This is a genomic window from Pseudomonas sp. R1-6 (genome assembly GCF_051132115.1).
Classification (GTDB): domain Bacteria; phylum Pseudomonadota; class Gammaproteobacteria; order Pseudomonadales; family Pseudomonadaceae; genus Aquipseudomonas.
Window position 1 is genome coordinate 4707400 of the sequence record NZ_CP071662.1, and the last position, 25768, is coordinate 4733167.

Here is a 25768-nt window from a genome sequence, read left to right on the forward strand (position 1 = left end):
GACGAAAGTTTCCGGGCGACAAATTGACACATGACAACCAAGGCTTTTACCCTAGCCGACAGCGCTTGTAAATTGGTATTACCAATTGTCCAAAGCCGCTGACCAGTGCCTGACCAAAAACAATTAGGGGCTCACCCAATATGCAAACCTGGCAACAGCTTTACAGTCCGCTCGGCAGCCTAGGCCTGTCCGCACTCGCGGCCGTCATTCCAATCGTATTTTTCTTCCTTGCCCTGGCGGTGTTTCGCCTCAAGGGGCACGTGGCCGGCAGCATCACCCTGGCGCTGGCGATCGCGGTCGCGATTTTTGCATTCCAGATGCCGGCGGACATGGCGTTCGCGGCGGCGGGTTATGGTTTTGCGTATGGGTTGTGGCCTATCGCCTGGATCATCGTTGCCGCGGTATTTCTCTACAAGCTGACCGTCAAGAGCGGCCAGTTCGAAGTGATCCGCAGCTCGGTGCTGTCGATCACCGACGACCAGCGCCTTCAGGTGCTGCTGATCGGCTTCTGTTTTGGCGCCTTTCTGGAAGGTGCCGCCGGCTTCGGCGCGCCCGTCGCGATTACCGCCGCATTGCTGGTGGGCCTGGGCTTCAACCCACTCTATGCCGCGGGCCTGTGCCTGATCGCCAATACCGCCCCGGTGGCATTCGGCGCGCTGGGCATCCCGATAATCGTGGCAGGCCAAGTCACCGGCATCGATGCGTTCAAGATCGGCGCCATGACCGGCCGACAGCTGCCATTGCTGTCGCTGTTCGTGCCGTTCTGGCTGGTATTCATGATGGATGGCCTGCGCGGCGTGCGAGAAACCTGGCCGGCGGCACTGGTGGCGGGCTTGAGTTTCGCCATCACTCAGTACCTCACCTCGAACTTCATCGGCCCGGAACTGCCAGACATCACCTCGGCCCTGGCCAGCCTGGTCTCGCTGACGTTGTTCCTGAAAATCTGGCAGCCCAAGCGCACCGCAGGCGCCCAGATCGCCGGCGCAACGTCCAGCGCAGCCATCACCGCCAGCGCCGGTGGTTTCGGCCAGCCTCGCAGCACCGTGGTGTCGCCCTACAGCCTGGGAGAAATCATCAAGGCGTGGTCGCCTTTTCTGATCCTCACCGTGCTGGTGACGATCTGGACGCTGAAGCCATTCAAGGCAATGTTCGCCCCTGGCGGCTCGATGTACGGTTGGGTGTTCAACTTCGCGATCCCGCACCTGGACCAGTTGGTGATCAAGTCCGCGCCAATCGTGGTCAACCCGACCGCCATCCCGGCGGTGTTCAAGCTCGATCCGATTTCGGCGACCGGCACAGCGATTTTCTTTTCCGCGTTGATCTCGATGCTGGTGTTGAAAATCGATTTCAGAACTGGTCTTACCACTTTTAAAGAGACGCTTTTTGAGTTGCGCTGGCCGATCCTGTCCATCGGCATGGTGCTGGCCTTCGCCTTCGTCACCAATTTCTCGGGGATGTCGTCGACCATGGCCCTGGTATTGGCTGGCACTGGCGCAGCGTTCCCGTTCTTCTCGCCGTTCCTCGGTTGGCTGGGCGTGTTCCTGACCGGCTCCGATACCTCGTCCAACGCGCTGTTCGGTTCGCTGCAAGCGACCACCGCGCACCAGATCGGCGTCAACGACACCTTGCTGGTGGCGGCCAATACCAGCGGCGGCGTGACCGGCAAGATGATTTCGCCACAATCGATCGCCGTGGCGTGCGCAGCGACCGGGCTGGTTGGCAAAGAATCCGATCTGTTCCGTTTCACCCTGAAACACAGCCTATTCTTTGCAACGATCGTTGGCCTGATCACGCTGGCTCAGGCCTACTGGTTCACCGGCATGCTGGTTCACTGAGTACTACACGAAGCACTGAAAAAACCGACGCCGAACCGTAATCGTCGTCCGCTATTCACAACCGGGTCTGCAAGGCTGCTGAAAGATTTCCCCTCTATATTCAGCAGCCTCAGCAGACGGATAACCGGGACCACCCGGAGACACGCCTGATGAGCGAGCTTTTTTATAACGCCGTGCCGAACGCGACCCGTGTCGCCCCGCCATTGCCCGAGCCCCGGCAGTACCCCAGCGAGAAACCTGCTCGGGTCTACCTCTTCGGGACATGCGTGGTCGACCTGTTCTACCCCGAAGCCGGGATGGATGCGATTCATCTCCTCGAGCGCGAAGGAATCCGGGTGGACTACCCACAGGGCCAGACCTGCTGTGGGCAACCGGCCTACACGTCGGGTTACACCGAACAGGCGCGGACAGTGGCGCGGGCGCAATTGGCGTTATTCGCCGAGGATTACCCGGTGGTCGTGCCGTCGGGCTCATGTGCCGGCATGCTGCGCGAGCATTACGCCGACCTGTTCAAGGACGAGCCGCAAATGCTCAAGCAGGTCCAGGCGCTGGCCGCCAGGACCTACGAATTGGCGGAGTTCCTGCTGTTCGTTTGCAAGGTGCAATTGAACGACAGTGGCACGCCAGTGAAGGTGGCGCTGCATACGTCCTGCTCGGCACGACGGGAAATGAACACCCACCTGCATGGCCGTGCGTTGTTGGCGCAGCTGCGCAATGTGGAGCGAGTCGACCACAGCCATGAGAGTGAATGCTGTGGTTTTGGTGGGACGTTCAGCGTTCGCATGCCGGATATTTCCGGCGCGATGGTGGCCGACAAGACCCTAGCGCTGAAGGAATCCGGCGCGCACCAGGTCGTCAGCGCCGACTGCGGGTGCTTGATGAACATCAACGGCGCCTTGGAAAAACAGCAGGAAGCGTTGCGCGGCCAACACTTGGCAAGCTTCCTCTGGCAGCGAACCGGAGGTGCCGCATGAGCACGCCGACGCTGATTCCGACCGTTGAGGTGCAGGAAGATTTTCGCGCCCGCGCCCACAAGGCGCTGGACGACACGCAACTGCGAAACAACTTTCGCAGCGCGATGGATTCACTGATGACAAAACGGGCAACGTCTTTCAGCGATGCCCACGAAAGAGAACATTTGCGAGTGCTCGGCAACGCTGTCCGGGCCCGCGCGTTATCCAAGCTGCCCGACCTGCTCGAGCAACTTGAAAGCAACCTGACCCGCAACGGTGTGAAAGTGCACTGGGCGGAAACGGTGGACGAAGCCAACGGCATCGTTCTTTCGATCATCCGCGCTCACGAGGCGCGGCAAGTGATCAAGGGCAAATCGATGGTCAGCGAAGAGATGGAGATGAACCATTTCCTCGAGGCTCGGGACATTGAGTGTCTCGAATCCGACATGGGGGAATACATCGTCCAGCTCGACCACGAGAAGCCTTCCCACATCATTATGCCGGCGATCCACAAGAATGCCGGTCAGGTCGCGTCCTTGTTCCACGACAAACTTGGCGTGGAATACACCAAGGACGTTGACCAACTCATTCAGATCGGTCGCAAGGTCTTGCGGCAGAAATTTTTCGAAGCCGACATCGGCGTTTCGGGCGTCAACTTTGCCGTCGCCGAAACCGGCACGCTGCTGCTGGTGGAAAACGAAGGCAACGGGCGGATGTCCACTACGGTGCCGCCGGTGCACATTGCCGTGACCGGCATCGAAAAAGTCGTGGAAAACCTGCGGGACGTCGTTCCGCTGCTTTCGCTGCTGACCCGCTCGGCCCTGGGCCAGCCGATCACCACCTACGTCAACATGATCTCCGGGCCACGCAAGGCCGATGAGTTGGACGGGCCTCAGGAAGTCCACCTGGTCTTGCTGGATAACGGTCGCAGCCAGGCATTTGCCGACAGCGAACTACGCCAGACCCTGAATTGCATCCGCTGCGGCGCCTGTATGAATCATTGCCCGGTCTACACCCGAATTGGCGGGCATGCCTACGGTGAGGTCTACCCGGGGCCTATCGGAAAAATCATCACGCCGCACATGGTCGGCTTGGCGAAGGTGCCGGATCACCCAAGCGCCTCCTCGTTGTGCGGCGCCTGTGGCGAAGTGTGTCCGGTGAAGATTCCGATCCCGGCCCTGTTGCGGCGGCTGCGAGAGGAAAACGTCAAGGCACCGGATAGCCCTAACCCGGTGATGCGCGGCCAGGGCAGCAAATACTCGGGCAAGGAACGGTTCATCTGGAATGCCTGGGCCCGGCTCAACAGCTCGCCACGGCTGTACCGGTTGTTCGCGTTCTTCGCCACGCGCCTGCGCGCCCTGACACCGCGGAACGTCGGGCCTTGGACCCAGAACCACAGCGCCCCGAAACCCGCCGCCCGCTCGCTGCATGACCTGGCCCGCGACCACCTGAGCCCGCAGGGAGACCGCCGATGAGCGCCAAGGAAAATATCCTCGCCAAACTGCGTAAAAGCCTCACAGGCACAACTCCGGTTGCCGACAACTATGACGTCGAATTTGTGACGCAGACCTACCGCTACGCACCCGAAGAACGCATCCCGCAATTGCGCAAGCTGATGGAGGCGGTACACACCGAGATCCACCTGACCTCTGGTGACATATGGCCGGCGCTGCTGGCGCAACTGCTGCGGGACCGCCAACTGCCGAGCCTGCTGATCGCCCCGACGACGCCTCACGGGCAAAAAATCGCACAGTTCTGGGCGAACAATCCGGACCTGCCTGCTCTCAAATCCTACGATCGGCCTGTGGAAGAATGGAAAGCCGAACTGTTCAACGAAACCCCCGCCAGCCTGACCGGCACCCTGGGTGCCATCGCCGCGACCGGCAGCCTTATTTTGTGGCCGACGCGGGAAGAACCGCGACTGATGAGCCTCGTCCCACCGGTGCATTTCGCCTTGCTCAAGGCCAGCGAGATCCGCGACAACTTCTATGAAGTGCAACAGGAATTCGAGTGGGCCCAGGGCATGCCCACCAACGCCCTGCTGGTATCGGGTCCGTCGAAAACCGCTGACATCGAGCAAGTCCTGGCGTATGGCGCCCATGGCCCGAAGGATCTGGTGGTGCTGATTCTGGAGGACCAATGACACTTCCGGCCCCTTTCCTGCGCGATGTCCTACAGCTGATCCCGCAGCAGCGACGTTTCGACGACCCGCTATCGACCTTGGCGTTCGGCACCGACGCCAGTTTCTATCGGCTGGTTCCGAAACTGGTGGTACGCGTCGAATCCGAAGACGAGGTGATTGCCCTGCTGAAACTGGCCCAGCGTGATCGCGTTCCCGTCACCTTCCGCGCGGCCGGTACCAGCCTGTCCGGCCAGGCCATCAGCGACTCGGTGCTGATTGTGTTGGGGGATAACTGGAACGGTCGCGAGATTCGCCAGCAGGGCACGCAGATTCGTTTGCAACCCGGCGTGATCGGCGCCCAGGCCAACGCCTGGCTCGCCCCGTTCGGGCGCAAGATCGGCCCGGACCCAGCGTCGATCAATGCCTGCAAGATCGGCGGCATCGTCGCCAACAACGCCAGCGGCATGTGCTGCGGCACCGCACAGAATACCTATCACACCCTGGCCGGCATCCGCCTGGTCCTGGCCGACGGCACGCGCCTGGACACCGAAGACGCCGCCAGCGTGGCGGCCTTCCGGACGAGCCACGGTGAACTGTTGGAAAGACTGGCGACCCTCGGCCGCGAGACCCGCGCCAACACGGAACTGGCCGCCCGAATTCGCCACAAATACCGTCTGAAAAATACCACCGGCCTGTCGCTCAACGCCTTGGTGGATTTCGACGAGCCTGTGGATATCTTGAGCCACCTGCTGGTGGGCTCCGAAGGCACCCTCGGCTTCATCAGCGCGGTGACCTACAACACCGTCATCGATCACCCGAACAAAGCGTCAGCGCTGATCGTATTCCCGGACGTGGAAACCTGCTGCAACGCCGTCACCGTTTTGAAAAGCCAGCCGGTTTCCGCCGTCGAGCTGCTGGACCGCCGCAGCCTGCGCTCGGTACAGGACAAACCCGGCATGCCGGATTTCGTACAGCATTTGTCGAACAATGCCTGCGCCCTGCTGATCGAATCCCGCGCGGCTTCGTCATCGCTGCTGCAAGAACAGCTGGCACGGATCATGGCCTCATTGGCCAGCTTCCCGGTGGAAAAGCAGGTCGACTTCACCGAAGACCCACGGGAAAACGCTCGCCTCTGGGCGATCCGCAAGGACACCTTCCCCGCCGTGGGCGCGGTTCGCAAGACCGGGACCACTGTGATCATTGAAGACGTGACCTTCCCGGTCGAACAACTGGCTATCGGGGTGAATCGCCTGATCGCGCTGTTCGACAAACATCACTACGACGAAGCGATCCTTTTCGGACACGCGCTGGAGGGCAATCTGCACTTCGTCTTCACCCAGGGCTTCAACAATACCGAAGAAGTCGCACGGTACCAGGCGTTCATGGATGACGTGGCGCACCTGGTGGCGGTGGAGTTTGGCGGCTCACTGAAAGCCGAGCACGGCACCGGCCGCAACATGGCGCCGTTCGTCGAGCTGGAATGGGGCAGCGATGCCTATCAATTGATGTGGCAACTCAAACGCCTGCTCGACCCCAACGGCATTCTCAACCCGGATGTGGTGCTCAGCGAGGACCCACAGATTCATCTCAAGCACCTCAAACCCTTGCCAGCCGCCGATGAGATTGTGGACAAGTGCATCGAATGCGGCTTCTGCGAGCCAGTGTGTCCGTCCAAGGACCTGACCCTGAGCCCGCGCCAGCGCATCGTGATCTGGCGGGACATACAGGCGAAAAAACGCGATGGCATGGACACTTCGCAGCTCGAAGCGGCCTATCAATACCAGGGCATCGACACCTGCGCCGCCACCGGGCTGTGCGCCCAACGCTGCCCTGTAGGCATCAATACCGGCGAACTGGTAAAAAAGCTCCGCGGACGCGACGCGACGCGTACGAAAACCGCCGACTGGCTTGCGAGTAATTTCACAACCGCATTGCAAGGGGCGCGCTTTACCCTGCATGTTGCCAATGGTGCGCGGATGCTCTTGGGGGCGCCGAGGCTGGCGCGTTTGTCCGCAGGACTGACACGCTTGTCCAAAGGCCAGGTCCCACAGTGGACCCACGCCATGCCGCAGCCGGAAAGGGCCATTCGATTCAGTCCCGCCGTGTCGGACGAACGACCCAGAGTGGTTTATCTGGCGGCCTGCGTGTCGCGAGTCATGGGACCTGCGGCAGGGGACAAGGAACAAATGTCGCTGCATGACAAGACTCGTGGGCTATTGGAAAAGGCCGGCTATCAAGTTGTCGTCCCGGACAATGTGGACAGCCTTTGCTGCGGCCAGCCCTTTGCGTCCAAAGGTTACGCCGACCAAGCCGAGCAGAAACGCCAGGAACTGATCGGCGCGTTGCTGCAGGCCAGCCGGGGCGGGCTCGACCCGATCTACTGCGACACCAGCCCTTGCACCCTGCGCCTGGTCCAGGACTTGGGCGACGTACGCCTGGATCTCTACGACCCGGTGCGCTTCATTCGCACGCACTTGATGGATCGCCTCGACTTCATGCCACAGGAGGCGCCTATCGCAGTGCATGTCACCTGTAGCACCCAACACCTCGGTGAAAGCCAGGCGTTGATCGACCTGGCGCGCAGGTGCAGCAAAAACGTGGTCATACCTGAAGGCATCCATTGCTGCGGTTTTGCCGGTGACAAAGGTTTCACCACGCCGGAACTGAACGCCCACTCATTACGCACCTTGAAGGACGCGGTACAGCATTGCAGCGAGGGAATTTCCACCAGCCGGACCTGTGAGATCGGTCTTACGCAGCATGGCGCAATCGACTACCACGGCCTGGTCTACCTGGTTGATCGAGTGACCCGTGCCAGGGTGACGTGAAGAAAAATAGAACCCTTGAGCGAGACGGTAGTCCACAGAACAAGCCCCGAAGATCGGGGCTTTCCCTCCATTCGGTCATCCGTCCTGACGGCCAGCCAAGTCTGGATCCTCAGTTCAAGGAGATAGATATGAAGCGTTCTGCACTGTTAGGTCTGTTCGTTACCGCCTCAATGTTGGCAACCGGTTCGTTCGCAGCAAGTAAGCCGGACAGCCAGTGTGACACCAATATCCAAACCATCGAGAACGCCAAGACGCAGTATCAGTCTTCACCCGACTTACAGGGCCGTGTGGAAACCAGCGTGGCGAAGGCAAAGGCGCTCAAGGCTGAAGGGAAAGTTGACGATTGTGTCGCCGAAACCGATCGGACCATCCTGGAAATCAGAAAAACCTCTGACGGCACCAACAAGTGATCGATGAGCAGGCCAACCTTCGGGTTGGCCTGCTCGCTCGATTGGCGTACACTACGCAGGCCTGTCGCTCCAGAGATTCACGGAGTGCCAGGTTCGGGGCCGTTTAGGATTCGACGCCGGTTGCGAAACTTTAGGTGCATGCCGAGTTGGTAACAGAACTCGTAAATCCACTGTTGCAACTTCCTATAGTTGCCAATGACGAAACCTACGGGGAATACGCTCTCGCTGCGTAAGCAGCCTTAGCCCTTCCCTTCTGGTACCTTCGGGTCCAGCAATCACCAGGGGATGTCCGTAAACCCAAAGTGATTGTCATATAGAACGGAATCGCCGTGCAGTACGTTGTGGACGAAGCGGCTAAAACTTACACAACTCGCCCAAAGCACCCTGCCCGTCGGGTCGCTGCGGGTTAACTCAATAGACACGGCTAAGCATGTAGTACCGACAGCGGAGTACTGGCGGACGGGGGTTCAAATCCCCCCGGCTCCACCACTTCAACATCTAAAGACGTCCACGGACGTCTTTTTTTGTGCCTGAAATCCAGTAAATACGGGGCTTTCAGGGCTATTGGGGGCTTTCGAGGTTTGTAGAGTTCCAGGCGATTTGGTATTCCCAATGGTATTCCCGACTCCCCGGCGCTAATCTTGGGAATACCAAAAGGTGTCATGGAGTACTTCTCATGTGCGCTCAAACCACCCGCCTCTCCGACCGCCAGCTCAAGGCGGTCAAACCGAAAGACAAGGATTACGTCCTCACGGATGGCGACGGGCTCCAGCTGCGAGTCAGGGTCAATCGCTCGATGCAGTGGAATTTCAACTACCGGCATCCAGTAACCAAGAACCGAATCAACATGGCTCTCGGCTCCTATCCCGAGGTTTCTCTTGCGCAAGCCAGGAAGAAAACCGTTGAGGCCAGAGAGCTGCTTGCACAGGGCATCGACCCCAAAGCTCAGCGTAATGAACTGCAGGAAGCCAAACGAGCGGAAACGGAACATACGTTCGAGAACGTAGCCACCGCGTGGTTCGAATTGAAGAAAGATTCCGTCACCCCAGCGTATGCCGAAGACATCTGGCGCTCACTCACGCTGCATGTATTTCCGAGCATGAAATCAACGCCGTTATCAGAAGTGAATGCCCCGATGGTCATCAAGCTCCTTCGGCCGATTGAGGCCAAGGGCAGCCTCGAGACGGTTAAGCGAGTGAGTCAGCGCCTTAACGAAATCATGACCTACGGGGTCAACTCCGGAATGATCTTTGCCAACCCTCTCAGTGGCATTCGAGCGGTGTTCAAGAAACCTAAGAAAGAGAATATGGCCGCGCTACCACCTGACGAGCTTCCGGAGCTCATGATGGAAATCGCGAACGCCAGCATCAAACGGACCACACGCTGCCTGATCGAATGGCAGCTACACACTATGACCCGCCCTGTCGAAGCGGCGACAACCCGATGGGCAGACATCGACTTCGACAAACGCATTTGGACCATCCCTCCGGAGCGAATGAAAAAGCGTCGTCCGCACACAATACCGCTGACCGAACATGCACTCTCGTTATTGGATACGCTTAAGCCCCATAGCGGCCACAGGGAATATGTTTTCCCGTCAGATAGAAACCCGCGCACCCACGCGAATAGCCAAACAGCCAACATGGCGTTGAAACGGATGGGCTTCCAGGACCGCTTGGTCAGCCACGGCATGCGCTCCATGGCCAGCACAATCCTGAACGAGCATGGATGGGATCCGGAACTGATCGAAGTCGCGCTGGCGCATGTCGACAAGGACGAAGTTCGGAGCGCCTACAACCGGGCGGATTACATCGAGCGTCGGCGCCCGATGATGGCCTGGTGGAGTGAACATATCCAAAAAGCGGCTACCGGCAGCCTGTCAGCGTCGGCCATCAATCAAACCAGGGACCGCAAGGTGGTGCCGATACGCTGACATCACGGCGACAGTTCATGCCATCCGTGTAGTGGAGCTTGCCAGCGCTTTCTTAAGCCAAGCCCCTGAGTATGGGAAGGCTCCGCATTCCCACACTCAGGGGCTCACGCTTAAAGGTCTATCAGGCAACCACGATTTTTGCCTTTCTACGGCGGATCAACCCTGCTGTTAACTCGTAGTAGTAGATGGTAGCTGGAGCTGAGCATCGCAAATAGTGCTCCAAAAACCATCTCACGTGCTTTTCTCTCCAGGACCAGGGAGTCGCGCAACCCCAGCGTTCACGAATCACCTCGTGCATCCTTTCTGCTTGCCTGATGTGCCGCTGCTGCGTGGCATGTGCACCTTTGAGCACGGGGTGCAGGAACAACGCTATGTCGAACTCGGCCGTCATCGCCGGCCTCCGATGTAGGCACTCACCACATCGATGCGGTTATGTCCCAACTCATGACTGATCTGCTCGCGTGCACGTTGATCGAGCTCTCGATCCTCTCGATGACCACGACCGCCATTGACGGGTGCGGGGAAGCCGGTCAGTTGCTCATAGCGCTCACAGGCGTAAGCCGCCCGCAGCTCATGAAAGCCTTTCAATCCATGCTCATGCAAGATGTCCCGTGCCGGTCGCACAACTGACTGTATAAACTCTTTGTAGCTCTCATTGGGTGCCAACAGGTTCCGACTGCGACTGGGTGAAGCCTCCCAGGCCCTATCCAAGGCGCCACGGATTTGATCCGTGATCGTAATCCAACGTGGTGCGGACGCGCCGGATCGGCCGCCCTTAGTGCCGTCCTGGATATTGATCTTTCCCAGTCGCTGAGCCTCTCCTTGCAGTCGTGGCAAGTCCGCCAAGATCGCTTCGCGCAGGCGCATGCCTGTCTCCCGGGCTAGGAGCACAATGGCACTCACCCTCGATTGCTGACGATCTGACAGCGCCCGTGCGATCAACTTAACCTGCGCACGGTCTTGGCCTTGCGGAGCCTCACTACGCACGCTTGAGCGCTGCAAGCCCAGCGCCTTACTCGGACTCGGGATTTTGACGTACTGATCACCGCGCAGCGCGGCCATCGTTCGGTTCACGCTGGACAGTCGGTTCTGCGCGGTGGCAATGCCGATGTTGCCCTGATCAACCTGCTCACGCACATACGTGGCGTACCGCATGAGGATCTCACGGTCGATCTGTCGCGCGTCATTGAGTCCCGGACCTTCATCGGATCGACACCAATTCACGAAGGCCTGCCACCGATCGCTATGGGCTTTGACGGTAGCAAAATGGCCATCGCCAAATAGATCTTTCAGTGCTTGCGGTCCGGCATAGCTGAGCTGGCGACCAAAGCCAAAATTACGACCCGCTCGCTTATCGACCCGAGCCATTTTCCTGCTCCTGATCGACTGCCGCGAGCTCATAAAAAAGGGCTCGCCAGTGTGCATTCACAATAGCGAACTGGGCCCAATCAGTCGGGCGAAAACACAGCGTGTTGTCGGTGACGTAAAGATGCGCACCCTCCTCTTTCAACCGTTGAATAATGGCTGTCGTAGAGGCGATAGCTTTATGGGTGGTGGCGACACTGGCGACAGCGGCGACAACCCTCGTCCTGCTTGGTTTTGAGCGTGGCGACAAAGTGGCGACAGTAGCGGCGACAAATCGCGCTTTAGGCTCCTTTTGACGCTGAGCCAGATGGTTGCGCAGCGCTTCATCAAGATTAAACATGGCGCACCTCGAAGGTGTGGCCATCGGTGATCAACCACTGATGATCAATCAACTCAACCAGCAGCTTGGCGGCGTGACGACTGCTCTTGCGGGCAAAGCGGGGACCGTTGCGGTTCAATTCACGAATACTGAAACGCTTCCAATCTTTGACCTGTAGCCATCGCAGCAGCCGGTCTGCCTCTTCTTTTACTCGACACACTGGCTCCTGCTCAGTCAGGCGCTGGATCTCAGTGAGGTAGTAGCCGACTAAAGCGGAGGCCCGTTGGATATGGTCGACCTCCACGACGCTGCTCTCCTCCAAGACTGCAAGAATGCCGGCGACGCGCAGCAGGTTATCGGCGGCCTTTGATCCGCTGGGCCGTACGCTGGCCAGTTCGCCAAACTCCCCCAACTGAGCTTCGATAGCATCATGCAAATCAATCCAGCGACGACGCGCCAGCGGACTGAGGCTCAGCTTTGACAGCTGCAAGGCTCCGTCAGCAGAAAGTGACCAAGGCTGATAAAACAGAGCCGAAAGGCGGTGATGATAGCGCTTGAGGGCGGCGTCTTTGGACAAGTCGACAGCTTGGTAGCTACGTTGCCCGGCTAGACTGGTGGGCCAGGTCATCAGGCAGCGGCCGAGAATGCCTTGCCCTTGCAGCAACGGGTCACTGAGTAATTGCATGGCTAAATATGGTTGCAGCATCAGATGCAGGCTCAAGCGCCGGTCGTAGGCTCGCAAGCTTTCACCAACCATGGAGCGCGCGCGATCTATCGGGCTACCGTCCCAGAGTGACGACAAGGTTGTGACCGCCTTCAAACGGTTATCCCTACTCATGGTGCTGCTACCGAGGAACTGCCCTCCTTCGTCACAGAACAGGCCCATGCTCGGTAAGTCATGGCAGAGTCCCTTGATCAGGGCCTCGATAGTCGGATCCGTGGTGATCAGCCTAGGTGCAGAGGGCTCCGCTTCAAGCGGTACGCCGTTTGTGGGGTTGGGATCGCCAGGGTTGATACGCTGCGCCTGTCGCTGCGCGACACGGTACCGGGCGAGTTGTTCGCGATAGCGCTGCCACTGCTCACGCTCCCATTGCCGTGCGGGCAGCAATGCAAATCGATCTGCCGCCGTTTTGCGATCGCCGGATGCGGCGACGGTGATCAGATACAGCGACAGCGGATAATTTCTCCCATCGAGCTGTAAGCCCGCATGACCTTGAGTGGCCAGCGCCGAAGCAGCCAGCACCGATTGTGCAGCCAATGCCTGGGGCACCCCGATGACCTCAGCCATGCGTTCGACTGCAGGCCCAAGAATCCCACCCAGTGCCTGCACCGGATAAGGCTGGGCCACGGGATTCGACTCAATCAGCGGTCGAGGTGGTCGTGGTAGATCAAGCTTCGGATCTAACTGCTGCATGGGCCCTCTCCTCGATCATTGCTGGTTGTCCTCACGTAGTCCCGCCACGGCTGTTGAGTGTTATCAGGGATCAAGGCCCCTGCGGCCTGTGAGGTGTTCACTGACGCGGAACGTGCGGCTCCTTACGACCGGGAGCGAGGGCATGACCCCATGAACCTGACCTCCTTGACGTATCCAAAGACACGGGCGGGTGGAGGCTGTGCCGACTGACGAGTTCGGCACCTGAAGATCCTGAATGGGAGAAGGCAACAACATCGACACCTGGGGCATGTCTGACTGTCAGTCAGGTGCAGCCTTTCCTTAGGCTGCGGCACCGGTGCCTGTGTTATTGCGGATGGCGACGAATCGGATTTGTCAGGCCGATTGTCACGAGGAGAGTTGCGGCAATGCCTTGTACGACGTGACTTGCAGCAGTGGTACGAGCGCCCGTCTCTTTCAAGGAGAAAGAGACGGGCACTGATTGGCGCAGCGAAGTGTGCCGAGAGGTGAGGTAGCTGCAGCGCAGCGAGGAAGGTCCATCGTCTGCCACAGTGGGCAGATCAGTCGAGTAGGCATCCATCACTCTTCGGGAGTGACCGTGCGAGCCGCCGGACGCTAATCGCACTTCGGAAGAACCACCACATAAGTGGCTTAGCCTTAAAGGTTCTGGCTACCTGGGCTGGTGCTGTCAACGACAGCGATCCGTGCGCCAATTTTTATACCGACTCGAAAAGGCGGTCAAGCATCACGGCCAAAACGCGCAAGAAGTGGCGACTGTCGCCACTTTTGTCGCCATGCTCCAGGCTACGTTCTACGTGCAGTGTCGCCGGTGTCGCCGCTGTCGCCATCTCTTCAACCGTAGCCTTACGACAAGCTCAGCTCTGACGTCCAACTGCGCGGCCCTCGATAGATATCGAGGGTAATTACCGGCAGTAAAAGTCGGCGTGGCGTTAATCAGATATGAAATGGTGGTACGTGGTGGCTTCGAAAAAAAGCGAGTGAACCCTCCGATCAGCGCGATCAAAGATCGCTTGAACGAAGGGTTTGGCGGGAAAAGCAAAGCCGTCGGCCAGATGTAGTCTGTCATATGTGTCTAGAAAAATTAGGTGTACCTCAGACCTCAGGTACCTTGTAGTGCAAGTCTTATGCGGTGCGGGCATTGCGCTTACAACGCTTTTTTCTTTCCTCTGCTAGCTGTAATTGAGTCTGCTCGTGATGCATATATCACGAGCTTTTAACCGCGACCCTGGTTGCTCCGCCGTGTTCAGTCACTCGTGGCCGACATCTAAGCTTTACGGCACCCTTTGAGAACGACTCGTCAGTGGCCTTGCTTGACCAGACGTAAGCCTCGCCGGCCTTGAGCAGAGCCATGCGCTCGGGAGTCAAGTTGGCCAATGCGGCGTTGGCTTTCTGAATGTGCTTTAGCCAGGCGGGTGAGTTGAATTTGTGCATTATGATCTGGGTGGATAGCTCTATCAGGCTGACAGGAACAGATGGTGGATCTTGACTCGCCACCATAATGCTCACGCCCTTATGGCGCATTTCGCGTACAACTTCGATAAGCCCCGCAACAAGGTCTGGGCTTTCGATATACTTGTGGGCCTCATCGAACACCACCAGCTTGTTGAAGCTACGCCCCTCGATTCGCGCTTCTGCAAACAGCTGCAAGAGTACGACGAAGAGCCCAAGAGCCTGGTCCTTCTCTATGTACTCATCTCGAAGGTCCACGATGATTAAGCGACCAGGCTTGACCACTTCGGTAAGCGAGGCCGAATCGTTGATGAACTCGGCAGCCAGCTCCAGACGCATTCTGGCCAGTTCCTTCAGATGCTCCGGGATTGACGACGCTTCGACACCGGCTCGTAACCCTTCCAGAGTTATGTCATCGCGCATGGACTTCATGATGCGCATGATCTGACGAATGTAGGTGGCCTGATTGCCCACGGCCCCCATCAGAAACTTCCAGTGCGAGGCCTTCAATTCCGATGCGGAGAACTGCAGCGGCAACACCTCAATGTCCGGATACTCCGCACGCCGCTCTTCAATTTTGTCTGCGGGTACAAGCAGCAAAACATCAGTCAGAGCTTTCGGCTCTGCGCCGTACACCTCCTTCAGCGCTCGGACCTGATCCTCAACGCTATTGGCACCTACCATCGACGTAAACTCGGGCTTATAGTCCATCGTCGGGCTGTAATGGAAGATCACCGTGGACAGCGGTTCTGGTAGACAGTTTATGCCTGGGATTGGCAACGAGGCCATCTCCGCAACACTGCCCAAGGTATAACTCTTCCCGCCCCCTTGAACACCGAATAGGCTGATGGTGTGGGTCTGGTTCAGATCTAGTGCAACCTTGCGCCCAGATACTTCTCCGAGCAACCCGTACTGAGGCGTTGATCCGGTCGTGCCAAGCATGATGTCGTAGGCGACCCGGCCATTGATTGGCTGAGCAACTTTAGACGAAGCAACTGGGGCTTCGGTGACCATGGGCGTCGCCACCTTATCTTCGTCTGGCACAAGCGCAGGCTTGGAGTCAGCGATGGCAGGTTGCTTCGCCTCTGGCATTGTGTTCGGCGGCTGACGCGGTTCTATCGCCTCTGAGACCACCATCACGGCCGGCTCTGGTTCCCGCACCTGCGCTGCAGGCGTGAAATTTGATGGGCTGTACGAAATTCGTGGCCTGTCGTCCCATGCCAGAGTTCTATCACGAGGCGGACTCAAGAAAGCAGCGGTCTCAAAGGTCGGGACAGCTGGTGCCAAAGTCCTGCGACGTAGCAATTCTTGGGTCACCTCGCGCGCCGTATCGGTGGATCGAACACTCGGCAAGCTCGCGATGGTCTCGGTGTCGATCACTGCTGCTTCGACCAATTGGCGAATCAGGTCGCTGCCGATGCGGTAGAACTCGATGCCGTTCTCATGCTCAGCCGGTTCCGTGCCCGGTTTGCTGAAGTCGAATACCACAGCGCTTCGCGTGAACTGCAGTGTGTAAGACCGCTCATCCAAGCGACGCAAGAAGAAGTGCGCCTCTTCTGCAGCTTCAGGCAAGACAACGCCATAACGTTCCGAGCGGTCCAAATAAAATCCCAGCAAAGCTGCAAGGTCGCGGTTTTTGATAGGGCGATCCGGACGATCCACTTCTGCCAACTTAGGGTCGAAGTGGTGGGCGAGAACGTGCTCCGTCTGCGCGATCTGGTCAGCAATGGATGCCTTTAACTGCGCATATGCGGCCACATCCCCAACCTGGCTGTAGCACTTCACCTCGACCAGCCTGCAGGTCACGACACGGCTCATTGGATCAAGGTCGAAAAGTGCAAGATCAGTTCGCCGGAAACTGACCTCGTCGCCCATTTCCTCGGCGTTCTGACGAATAGCCTTGTACAGCTCTAGGTGAGCATCCAGGGGCACAACAACCTGGTTCTGAAACACACCTTGATGTTCAAGAAACAACCGTGAAAGGGCGAGCCCCATCGCCTCCGCTCTTTGCGAAGACGACGACAATAGCTTCAGGGCCAACCGGCCAGATAGCGAGCGAAGCTGATCTAGCATCACCAGGGCATGACTGCCTGAATTTGGGAGGCCGTATTCGCCCAAGATTGGCACCAACAATGACTCAAGCTCTGCCACTGAGCGGGAGGTGATTGCCAGCCGATGGCCCATCGCATTTGCCATGTCAGGCGAGTGATCAATCAGATAGTCAGGGCGAGTTGGGTGCCGTCGATGGTCAAAAAACTCGATGCCCAGGTTCCGATCAATAGTGAGCACCCAATCGCTAACCTCATGCACCTGATGGAGCATCGCGCGCTCGTCGGCAGACAAGCTCAACGCCACCACCGGCCGTGCATGTGGTAAATACTGGCTACGCGCAATGGTCGCCACGGCAACCGAAAACGCACGTGAGATGCCTCCCATCAGATCTGACAAGGCCTCAGCCCCCTCAATCGGCCGTGCCACCCCATGCAGCGGGCGACGAAGCCAAGTGATGGATTGCTCATCTTCCAGGTAATCCACCTCGAAGGGCTGGACAAGTCCATGGACGAAGGAAGAGTCATCCGAGTCCCGAACGTCTACAGCACGAATTTCCTCAGCCGGAAACAAATCAAACAAAAATGACAAATGCGCGGCATGCAAATCAGGCTCGTCGCGGAACTCCTTGATGGCGCGGATCGCCAATCGCAACTTGGGGTGCAGGTGACTGTCAGTCGGCGTGGAGAATGCGTCCGCCTCCTTCGCGCTAGTTCCCGAATCAGGGGCCAGCAGTTCCAGCAGCGCCTCTCCCGTTGAAGGAGCCGCCGGATCGGGCACGAACAGCCTAATGTCGTACCGAAGATCGGCAAATTCGGAATGACGCTGCAGTGCAAGTAGCACTTCAGCCAAAGCCGTCGCCCGTCCCGAATTGAACGCGTTGATCGTCAGCGTCTCAACATACGGGTGCTGGATCAGATAACGCTGCACCCGAGCCGCCAAGTAGGTGCTATCGATGGTCGCACCGCCAATTGCTGGCTCGGGCAACCCCAGTGCAGCGCACACCTCGCCAACCAAACCACGCGGGTCTTCTTCGTCGGTCGCCGCGTACAGCGACCAGAATGGGTTGATGTTATCCACAGCCAGCGCCGTGCGTCCAAGCTCCTCACCGAAAGGCAATACAGGTGGAAATGCTGCAGGCGAAAGCTGATTGAGAACAGCGTCTCGAGTCGGCACCACATACTCACGGCCACTCGCCTGGCTGCGCTCCATCCAACGCTGCCCCAGCTGGCTCCAGGCGACATGCCAGTTGGCACGAAGAGGATGCGTCGGGCCCAGAAGAACGGCGTCACGCCGCCTACCCTGATAGTCCTCCAGGACCAAGGCAACTGAATCAATGGTGAGGGCGCAACGCAACTCTTCAAAAGCCAAGCGTGCAATGACGGCATCTGTTGAGCCACATCGAACCAACACAGCATCAATCCAAGCCAGGTAGGCTGCCGCATAGTTCTGAGCGGGCTCTTGCAGGCTCAGAAGGTCACTGGCCTGCATCATCAAGCGCCGATCGCCTTGCAAGACTGCACCAAATAGGGTTGCCCGAGACTCCCGAAACCTCGCTGCTTCATCCGAGGTCGGCCATTTGAAAGAGATCGTTGATCGCGTGGCAGCGCCGGACGCGTTGATCGACAGCCTCAATCGATTGAGGCCATCCGGGTCGCCAAGAAATGCGCGTTCCAGGCCGGCCAAGACGGCAGACACCAAGACATTCGCTTTCCCTTCTTTTCCCAGCCGAACCTCCAGGGTCTCGCCACTGGCTGCAGTTTTGCTGCTTCGCTCCACCCAAGCGCATCCCGTGATCGAGATAGAACTCGGGTCTCGATCCTGAGTTACAGCAGCAAAGCGCGCGCGCAGCAGCGCATGCATCAAGCTTGGCTCGCGCGGCACAGCTCGCTGTGGAGGCTCAACCTCTACTTCTTCGTCGGTGACCACATAAAAGAGATCGCTCTCATTGGCTTGGGCAAGGGTCTCGGAGGCATCGCTGTTGAAGCGAATAGGATTGCCCCCGCCGTCAGCAAGCGGAATACGGTCACCGTCTTCAGTCTCCCCGTATACACGAACAAAGTGCCAACCCTCTTCCCAGTCGATCTTGCCAATTGACGAAAATGCGATCACCCCAGAATCCGTGCCCTTGGTCCACGCGGCCTTGCGGCGGCGCAAGCCTGTTGGGCCATTGTCGCGCGACACCACCTCAGCCACGAATCGAGACAAGCCCTCCACCCTGGACGGAACAGGATCGACCCTGAAGGATACACTGAACTTTTTGAGGCCCGTCTTCGAGATAGGCAACACCCGGTGGCCGATCAGCTCGGCCAGACGGGGGTCTTCATTGTCGTCCTTCACCACCGGCAAATCTGGCAGCTCAACATCGCCGATGAAAATGGCATCCGGATTGACGCCCCCGTCCTCAAACAGCCACTTGTTGAACGCAAGGGGCCAATTGACCCGATCGCGGACGATTAATTGGGTCCACTCCCTCGGATTGGCAACACCAATCCTCGAAAAGAACTCACCAAGCTGCTTGCAGAAAACTGGATCGAGCAAGCCCAGCTCAAGGGCGCGCACGCGCTCCGTTTTAGTTGACCATGTGACTTGCTCGACGCATTCGCGGTTGCGAGCCACCCGCGCAGGGGCACGTTCCGCCTGCTGGAACAATTCGAAATCCGGCACGAGGGCGAGCTCGAACAGCGCCGCCCCCATAGCATCTGGGTCAAAGCCGTTGACTTGGCATGTGAGCAGGTAGCGAACCACTGCGGCATCGTCGGCATATCGCCAGCGCGAATCGCTCCGGCGCAGCTCACCCAAACAAGCTTCGACAGCAACCCGAAGGTTGGCCGGAATCTGCGTGATCAGCTGTGCATTCAGCTCGGCGTAGGCACCATCAATCGACACATCTTCAAACGTCGCAACACCGAACGAATCCTCGGCAGAAGCACGCAGATCATTTGGCACAAAGACCAGCAGCGGGGGCCTTAGCTCGTCGTTGGGCAACGGGTTGCGCAGTTCAACGAGCTTGGTACTCGTCACGGCCAACTCCGGTGCTTGGGCACGCAGAGCGTCGTCCGCTAGCACAACCACATTGGCAGAAGGAACGACCGCACGCAGCCCCCCAGCCAATCGGATCATCAGCTCACGATCCAGGTCCGTGACACGCATGCAATGCCCAAGATCACGGGCGGCCAAGACCTTGAAAAGCCTCGGCAGCAAGACGGACTCAAGCGCCACGTTCAGTTCTTGGCTGGTAAGTTCACGCAGGCCCAGACTCATGTGCGCCCCCCTTCTGTTCGTTCTGCAATCGTGTAGCGCGGTACAACCGTCTGGGTTACATAGGCATCGGACAAGTCGCGGTAGAAGCCAATCTCGCGCAGGCGTCCAGTAAATGCCTGAACGTTGCTTCGTAGGGCTTTTCGCTCATCGATGGTGGGCGTTGCGAACCCTTCACCGGGCGGCAACTGATCAATGTAGAGACCGTAGCGTTCACGTAGAAAAGACAGCAGATCATCTATCCGCATCTCGCCAGTGAAGTAGCCCCGATCCCCCCCTGGACGCAGCACCGCAATTTGCAGCAGCACCTCCAGCAAACGGCTCTCAAGAGAAAATCGACGAGGGGCATTTCGCGCACGCGTTTGAGCCAGCAGTGCTCCCGACTTGTTCTTCAACATCGTAGCGTCTAGCGACTCGATGATGTATTTCCTGTGAAAAGCACCGCGGAGAGCGACAAGAATTTCGATATAGGTCTCAAAATCCGAGAGCCCCATCTTAGTGATGGCTTCAACCTCGGCATCCAGTCCGGATTCGCCCTCTGACAGCGACTCCAAAAGCCCCGACAAACGCTCACCGAAGAACTTATCTCGTTCCTCAGCGAATGGCTCTGCTTGAAGGCCATACAGTTCGCCAACAGAGAACACCGAATTCAACGGACGGATCAATTTGCCACGCCGCACAAGGTGCTCAGAGAACTCGTCTAGCTTCTTCGCAACAAAGTACGCGCGAATAAAACTCGGGATTCGCCGGTAAAAACCATCGGCACTACGCTCAGCGAGCCCAGCGGTTGCTGAGTTGGCGTTGCCCGAGAGGTCAACAAACATCCCCAGTTTGTACGGGCAGTCACCCTGTGGTTCGCGCTGCTCACGGGGTTTCATCGGACACGCTGACTCAGCGCACAACGAATTCGCACCCTCCAATTTTTGCCAGGCAGGCAGGAGCTTCAGCAAGCGCAGGTGATAGAGCGCCAAGTGAAACGATAGCAGCACCTTCAGGTACTCCACCATCACCGAGCGCGGCATGTATTGCTTGTAGAAAAGCAGTCGCTGAATGTCCTCAGCCATCAAGTCAGCCGATCCAATACACACCGGCGCGAAGCGCTCTCCACCGGCACGGGTATCCGCCGTGTCTTTGCGCTGAGATAGGAAGTGCAAAAGCGTGGACGTCTCAATGTCCGTCAGCGCCTTATCGTTCAGCTCTCGCGTGAGTTTATCGAAGCCGTCAAAGAAGAAGCCCTTCAGGTGCTCGATGGCCTTGTGCCCCGAAAGATGCCGGGCGTGGTGCAGCATTTGGTACAGGTGCTGGGCAGCACCGTAGTCACGTGAATGTTTGGGGTTACGGAAGCGGTAAGTGTAACCATGCAGGGGACGTGGGCCAGCCACCGCAGCATTTTTCTTGCCACGATTAACGATGTCCATGAGGTGGGTTTCAACCCAGCGCTGCACCATGTCTCGGTGCTGAGCGAACCCCAAGAAACGGTCGCCGGCTTCGAGAATGTCGTCCACGAACTTGTCCACTGTCAGTTCGCGTTTGTCGCGAAACACGCTCGGATAGCCGCCATGTTCCAAGCGTTCAAACAAGCCCGTGAGCACGCGGTCCATCTCGATGGTCTTGAAATCGAGGTAGCTGACTTTCGGGAGGCGGAACTCCCTGTCCTTTTTTTGCAATGCCATCAGTTCCCCCTGAAGCCTTGTGCTAAGGCCTCTGCTCTGTGCTCACTGGTTGCTGCCCCCTGCAACAAGCGCATCTCCACCCGGCCGTCGTCATGGCGAGCCAAGCGGTAGAAGTCATGCCCCGTCGTGGTCAGCAAAATCTCCCGATAGGGCTGTGCATTTAGGCTGTTCTTGAACACACCCAGACACAGATAAAAGCCCTGCATCTCTTCGACACTGGGCCGGTAGCCTTCATTCAGACGAACCAGCATCTCGAAAACATCGAGATTGATGATCAACTCACTGGAGATGGCACCGAAACCCTGGCCCTGAAACTTCAGCAGTACGCCCGTCGGCAGGTGCTCGACGAAACGCGCGTTGGTGGCAAAGTCTTGCACCTGCAGGTCAAAACCCTCCGCGGGAAAAAGCCGATAGCTGCGAACCGTACCGTGCTCAACCTGACGTAATTGCAGCGCCAAGCTCGTCCCCAAGCGCTCCGGTCGTTGCAACCCCTCGCCGCGGTTGATGGCATGCAGAATTTCGCTTATCAGTGCATCAATCGAGGTTTCGCCACGAACGATTTCAACCATGCGCTTGGCCGAGCGGTACGGCAGCATCTTTTCCCAGCTCGCGTCGCGGCGCTCGAAAAAGTGCTTGCGCCGGGCCATCGTCACATACTCTCGGTGCTTGCGTGCGCGCTGCCGAACGGACACGTCGGCCCATCCACGAGGTAGATCACCGAACAGACGCTTCAGCACCTCGAAATCGAATTGCCCCCGCCGCTCAAAACGGAACAGTGCCCGGTCATCCGGCTGCACAAAGTCGAGCCCTCTGTCAAAGCGTGGGTCTTCCTGCTTGCCCACATCGAGTTCGCCCAGCAAGGTGAGCAATCGATCCGAAGTAGGCTGCCCACCGCCCATCCAGCTGTTGAAGTAATAGCTGCGCGCCACTTCGTCATGCTTTCCGGCCATATACAGCGCATGAATCTCGCCACAATCACGGTTCCCGATCAGCATGAACGACAGCGCCGAACGCAGGTCACGCATCGTGATATGCAAACGACCACGCAAGTGAGCCATGGTGTAAAGGGTCTTGAGCCGCTCTAGCAAACGTGGGCCAGCAATCTCATCCTGGAAACTGCGTGCGTTATGCAAGGCATAGCAGCTGTTCTTCAGGTCGCAGCTTTCGCAGGCTGACCAGTTCTTGGGCTGCACGATACTCTGCATCGTGCGTTCCAGAATCGAGCCCCCTTCGGCGTCTGCAACTACGCTGCGCAAGTTCAGGTTCACCACCGCGACGCCAGACTCAGTTTCACCCGACGAGAACGCCCGCCGAACCAGCGCCGTCAACTCAGAAAAGTCTTGCTCATGCGTCGCAAGGAAGTCCACCAAGCGGCCTTCATTGATTGCAATAAGGCGAGTTTCTTTCGGCGTCCAGGTTCTTGCATCGCTACCCTTGAAGGGTGACAAGAAATCCAACAACACCTGGTTGTTGTCCTTGTTGCCTTCGTCCTGGCTGCCGTCGTAGTTGATTAAGTAACGCTTGCCGCCCAATGCCAGCTCGCTGCCATTGGGCAACCCGCGATTGGCAGATCCTCCAAGGACTTCAACTTCCTTCTCCAAGCGCTGCAAGAAGGCCGTTTTTCCATCGCCCGCGTTGCCAGAGATCAGCACTAAGCGGAACTCGCCTGACAGGACCGCTGGCAACAGCGCCCGATCCAAGGCGGTATCCACATAGGCTGAAAATCCCAGTGCATCCATGCCCCGCGTGCCGGCATTGCTGCGGTGGCTTTGGCTGTAGAGTGTAAGCAGGTGCGAAACGAAGGCATTGCTGTTAGGCGCGGACTTGGCCAACACCCCTTGGCTGCTGCCGGCTGCCATCGTAGCCAAGCTCACGGTTTGGATGCGCCGCGCGTGGCGCACCTCGGCCAGGGCACCACGGAAATCTGTGGCTGTGGCAAAGCGCTCCGCACGACGTGGGGCGATGGCCTTCAGCACCACGCTCACAAGCTCTGGAGCAAGGTCAGAGAACCCCGACAACTCACGCGGGTCTGGCGCAGGCTTGTTGATGGGCGGCTCTGTCGTATCCCAGGGATACCGCGAGGTCAGCGCCTCATACAACGTCAGCCCCATGGCATAGAGGTCGCGGTCTGCGCGCTCCCCGTTATACGGGATGACCTCTGGGTCGAAGTCAGGTGGCAGATAACGACGCGAACCGCCTCCTCGCGACTCCTTATCATCAGCCCGCACCGACACATTGAAGTCGATGATTTTCGCGCCCTTCTGCGTCCACAGCAGATTCCGCGGTTTGATGTCGCAATGATGGAAGCCATTGGCATGCAAATGCACCAAGCCTTCTATCACCTGTTTGCCCAGCTCCAGGACGTCCTCGGGCGACAGCAGGCGCTCCTGAATCATGTCGCCAACGTCAGAGCCTTCAACGTACTCGAACACCAAGAAGGGAATGTCACGACCAGGGATCACATCCGCGTCCAGCACGCGTACTACGTGTGGATGCTCAGGGATGTGCACCAGGTGACGGTACTCCTGCTTCAGGCGATCCAGAGTCGAGTGGCGGTCGCTGACGATGAGTTTTACTGTGCGCGCCACATCGCCTAGCGTGTCGATAACCTTGTAGACCACGCCGAAACTGCCACGCCCCAGCTTCTTCTCGATGATGAACTTGCGGGTCAGCCTGTAGCCCGCAGGCAGGTTTAGGTAGTCGGCTTGGTCATCAGACACCTGATTGGGCTCAAAGTCAGACACCTCAAGGGGGACCGCTACTTGTAGTGCCGCAGGCTGCAGCAAGGCATTCAATGCCGCCAGAGCGTTGGGGGCTGGTGGCCGCTTATGCTCGTCAAACGCGCACAGACTTTGCAGCCAAACATCGAAAGCGTCATTCAACTCCAGCCGCAGCGCAGATGGCTTGCTCAGGAACTCACCTACACGATCCCACACTGCGGTCGGCTCGCCCGCAAACGGGCGCTCTCCAGTGAACAGTTCATAAATGATGACGCCAGCCGAGAAGATGTCCGACGCGCTAGACGCTGCACCCGGCTCGCGGAATGCCTCTGGCGCGACATAAGCCTTCTCGACCAAATCAACGATGTCTGCAGCAATGCTCAAGCTGCGGTTCTCACCCGGCTTCGCGAAATCGAAGTCCGTAATACGGGTGGTGCCGTCTTGGCCGATCAGAATCGCGCCAGGCGTAAGGTTGCGATGTACCACACCATGTTGATGAGCATGTGCTAGGGCTGCCAGCAGGTCTTTGGCAACACGCCATTTCTGGTCTAAGGTCAGTGCCAACTGCGGCCGTGCCATGTGTACAGTCAGCGCTTGGCCGGGCGCATCGTCCAGGATCAGGATGAAGGACCTGTCATCGTCGCTCGGGAAGAAGTCCCGCGCGGCAACAATGTTGGGATGTAGTGGTAATTTGGATAGCGCCCGATAGGCATTGGCAATGCGATGAACCTGAGCCTCACGCACATCTTCAGGCTGGTAAGGGTCCGCTTGATACACCCGCAGACGGGCCGTGCCTCCCGCAAAGGCGTTCTCTGCACGGAATTCGCTGTAGGCCTGCGCTGCGCCGAGCTTTTCCTTCACCTCCCAGTGGCCGAAGCGCTGCACGGCAGAGGCGGGTTTAACCACCTTCAAAGCATGCAGTATCAACCCTTGCTGCTGCAGGATGTTCTTCGAAAAGCGCGCGGGAATGCGTGTGGCATCTTTGAAATAGCGCTCGGCGTCCTTCAATTTCACCACGCGGTCTGAATCCAGCTGCTCGCGGTCAATCAGGTGCGCATCCGACGCAGTGAGCAAGATGGCTGCATCCACATAGATGTCGTTCAGCTCATTCCGCCCTGGATGGGCCTGAGTTACCAGGCCCTTGACTGTACGCGCATGTCCGCGCAACTTACCCAGTGGCGACGGGTATGGCGCACGCCCCTCGGGATACCACTTGTTTCCGTACACATCGATGGTGCCGCGCGTGCCCTTCACATCGATCAAGTACAGCGCGTGCGGCGTCAGCAGAGCAATGTCGATTTCGAAGCGCTCACCCTGGCGCTCGATTTCGAAGTTGTGCAACAGGACGTAGTTGTCCGGTAAGCGATCCCGCAGGTAAGCGATAGCGCTGCGTTCTGCATCGTTAACGGGCAGACCTACTGGGATCACTTTCGCCAT

Annotated in this window: 14 protein-coding genes and 1 other RNA gene; 8 read left to right on the forward strand and 7 right to left on the reverse strand. The window is 58.3% G+C overall.

Features of this window, described 5'->3' with window-relative positions; genetic code table 11:
• The first annotated feature begins 140 nt into the window (after window positions 1-140).
• From J3P81_RS21270 to J3P81_RS21305, 8 genes are all read left to right on the forward strand, one after another.
• On the forward strand, window positions 141-1835 hold the full coding sequence (locus J3P81_RS21270) for a lactate permease LctP family transporter (RefSeq protein ID WP_434560727.1): 1695 nt from the start codon (window positions 141-143) through the stop codon (window positions 1833-1835).
• Between the two features lie 149 nt (window positions 1836-1984).
• Window positions 1985-2809, forward strand: coding sequence for a (Fe-S)-binding protein (locus J3P81_RS21275; RefSeq protein WP_434560729.1), 825 nt, complete (start codon window positions 1985-1987; stop codon window positions 2807-2809).
• Window positions 2806-4263, forward strand: coding sequence for a LutB/LldF family L-lactate oxidation iron-sulfur protein (locus tag J3P81_RS21280; protein ID WP_434560731.1), 1458 nt, complete (start codon window positions 2806-2808; stop codon window positions 4261-4263). Before J3P81_RS21275 ends, J3P81_RS21280 begins: the two co-directional genes overlap by 4 nt.
• Window positions 4260-4931, forward strand: a complete 672-nt coding sequence (locus tag J3P81_RS21285) for a LutC/YkgG family protein (protein WP_434560733.1) — start codon at window positions 4260-4262, stop codon at window positions 4929-4931. Before J3P81_RS21280 ends, J3P81_RS21285 begins: the two co-directional genes overlap by 4 nt.
• Window positions 4928-7738, forward strand: coding sequence for an FAD-binding and (Fe-S)-binding domain-containing protein (locus J3P81_RS21290; protein ID WP_434560735.1), 2811 nt, complete (start codon window positions 4928-4930; stop codon window positions 7736-7738). Before J3P81_RS21285 ends, J3P81_RS21290 begins: the two co-directional genes overlap by 4 nt.
• A 128-nt stretch (window positions 7739-7866) precedes the next feature.
• Entirely contained in the window at window positions 7867-8148 is a 282-nt protein-coding gene (locus tag J3P81_RS21295) for a hypothetical protein (RefSeq protein ID WP_420765600.1), read from the forward strand.
• 95 nt (window positions 8149-8243) lie between these two features.
• Window positions 8244-8637: a transfer-messenger RNA gene (gene ssrA, locus J3P81_RS21300) on the forward strand.
• A gap of 187 nt (window positions 8638-8824) precedes the next feature.
• A complete protein-coding gene (locus tag J3P81_RS21305; RefSeq protein ID WP_027605348.1) occupies window positions 8825-10081 on the forward strand; it encodes an integrase domain-containing protein in 1257 nt (418 codons plus the stop codon).
• Window positions 10082-10202: 121 nt separating this feature from the next.
• Here the strand turns inward: J3P81_RS21305 and J3P81_RS21310 are convergent, their stop codons facing one another.
• From J3P81_RS21310 to mads6, 7 genes are all read right to left on the reverse strand, one after another.
• Window positions 10203-10472, reverse strand: a complete 270-nt coding sequence (locus J3P81_RS21310) for a hypothetical protein (RefSeq protein ID WP_434560737.1) — start codon at window positions 10470-10472, stop codon at window positions 10203-10205.
• Window positions 10469-11449, reverse strand: coding sequence for an integrase domain-containing protein (locus J3P81_RS21315; RefSeq protein WP_434560739.1), 981 nt, complete (start codon window positions 11447-11449; stop codon window positions 10469-10471). Before J3P81_RS21315 ends, J3P81_RS21310 begins: the two co-directional genes overlap by 4 nt.
• A complete protein-coding gene (locus J3P81_RS21320; RefSeq protein ID WP_434560741.1) occupies window positions 11433-11786 on the reverse strand; it encodes a hypothetical protein in 354 nt (117 codons plus the stop codon). Before J3P81_RS21320 ends, J3P81_RS21315 begins: the two co-directional genes overlap by 17 nt.
• Window positions 11779-13179: a YfjI family protein gene (locus tag J3P81_RS21325; protein ID WP_434560743.1), complete on the reverse strand. Its 1401-nt coding sequence runs from the start codon at window positions 13177-13179 to the stop codon at window positions 11779-11781. The genes J3P81_RS21320 and J3P81_RS21325 overlap by 8 nt, the downstream gene beginning before the upstream one ends.
• Window positions 13180-14382: 1203 nt before the next feature.
• Window positions 14383-19941: a methylation-associated defense system ATP-binding protein MAD8 gene (mads8, locus tag J3P81_RS21330; RefSeq protein ID WP_434560745.1), complete on the reverse strand. Its 5559-nt coding sequence runs from the start codon at window positions 19939-19941 to the stop codon at window positions 14383-14385.
• Complete coding sequence (gene mads7, locus J3P81_RS21335; RefSeq protein ID WP_434560747.1) at window positions 19938-21611, reverse strand: methylation-associated defense system protein MAD7; 1674 nt, start codon at window positions 21609-21611, stop codon at window positions 19938-19940. Before mads7 ends, mads8 begins: the two co-directional genes overlap by 4 nt.
• On the reverse strand, window positions 21611-25768 hold the full coding sequence (mads6, locus tag J3P81_RS21340; RefSeq protein WP_434560749.1) for a methylation-associated defense system protein kinase MAD6: 4158 nt from the start codon (window positions 25766-25768) through the stop codon (window positions 21611-21613). Before mads6 ends, mads7 begins: the two co-directional genes overlap by 1 nt.

Coding starts and splice junctions, on each gene's coding strand:
- J3P81_RS21315 (WP_434560739.1), bottom strand. CDS start 11,449: ATGGCTCGGGTCGATAAGCGAGCGGGTCGTAATTTTGGCTTTGGTCGC.
- mads7 (WP_434560747.1), bottom strand. CDS start 21,611: ATGGCATTGCAAAAAAAGGACAGGGAGTTCCGCCTCCCGAAAGTCAGC.
- J3P81_RS21270 (WP_434560727.1), top strand. CDS start 141: ATGCAAACCTGGCAACAGCTTTACAGTCCGCTCGGCAGCCTAGGCCTG.
- J3P81_RS21285 (WP_434560733.1), top strand. CDS start 4,260: ATGAGCGCCAAGGAAAATATCCTCGCCAAACTGCGTAAAAGCCTCACA.
- J3P81_RS21320 (WP_434560741.1), bottom strand. CDS start 11,786: ATGTTTAATCTTGATGAAGCGCTGCGCAACCATCTGGCTCAGCGTCAA.
- J3P81_RS21305 (WP_027605348.1), top strand. CDS start 8,825: ATGTGCGCTCAAACCACCCGCCTCTCCGACCGCCAGCTCAAGGCGGTC.
- J3P81_RS21290 (WP_434560735.1), top strand. CDS start 4,928: ATGACACTTCCGGCCCCTTTCCTGCGCGATGTCCTACAGCTGATCCCG.
- J3P81_RS21295 (WP_420765600.1), top strand. CDS start 7,867: ATGAAGCGTTCTGCACTGTTAGGTCTGTTCGTTACCGCCTCAATGTTG.
- J3P81_RS21275 (WP_434560729.1), top strand. CDS start 1,985: ATGAGCGAGCTTTTTTATAACGCCGTGCCGAACGCGACCCGTGTCGCC.
- J3P81_RS21280 (WP_434560731.1), top strand. CDS start 2,806: ATGAGCACGCCGACGCTGATTCCGACCGTTGAGGTGCAGGAAGATTTT.
- J3P81_RS21325 (WP_434560743.1), bottom strand. CDS start 13,179: ATGCAGCAGTTAGATCCGAAGCTTGATCTACCACGACCACCTCGACCG.
- mads6 (WP_434560749.1), bottom strand. CDS start 25,768: ATGGCGAAAGTGATCCCAGTAGGTCTGCCCGTTAACGATGCAGAACGC.
- mads8 (WP_434560745.1), bottom strand. CDS start 19,941: ATGAGTCTGGGCCTGCGTGAACTTACCAGCCAAGAACTGAACGTGGCG.
- J3P81_RS21310 (WP_434560737.1), bottom strand. CDS start 10,472: ATGACGGCCGAGTTCGACATAGCGTTGTTCCTGCACCCCGTGCTCAAA.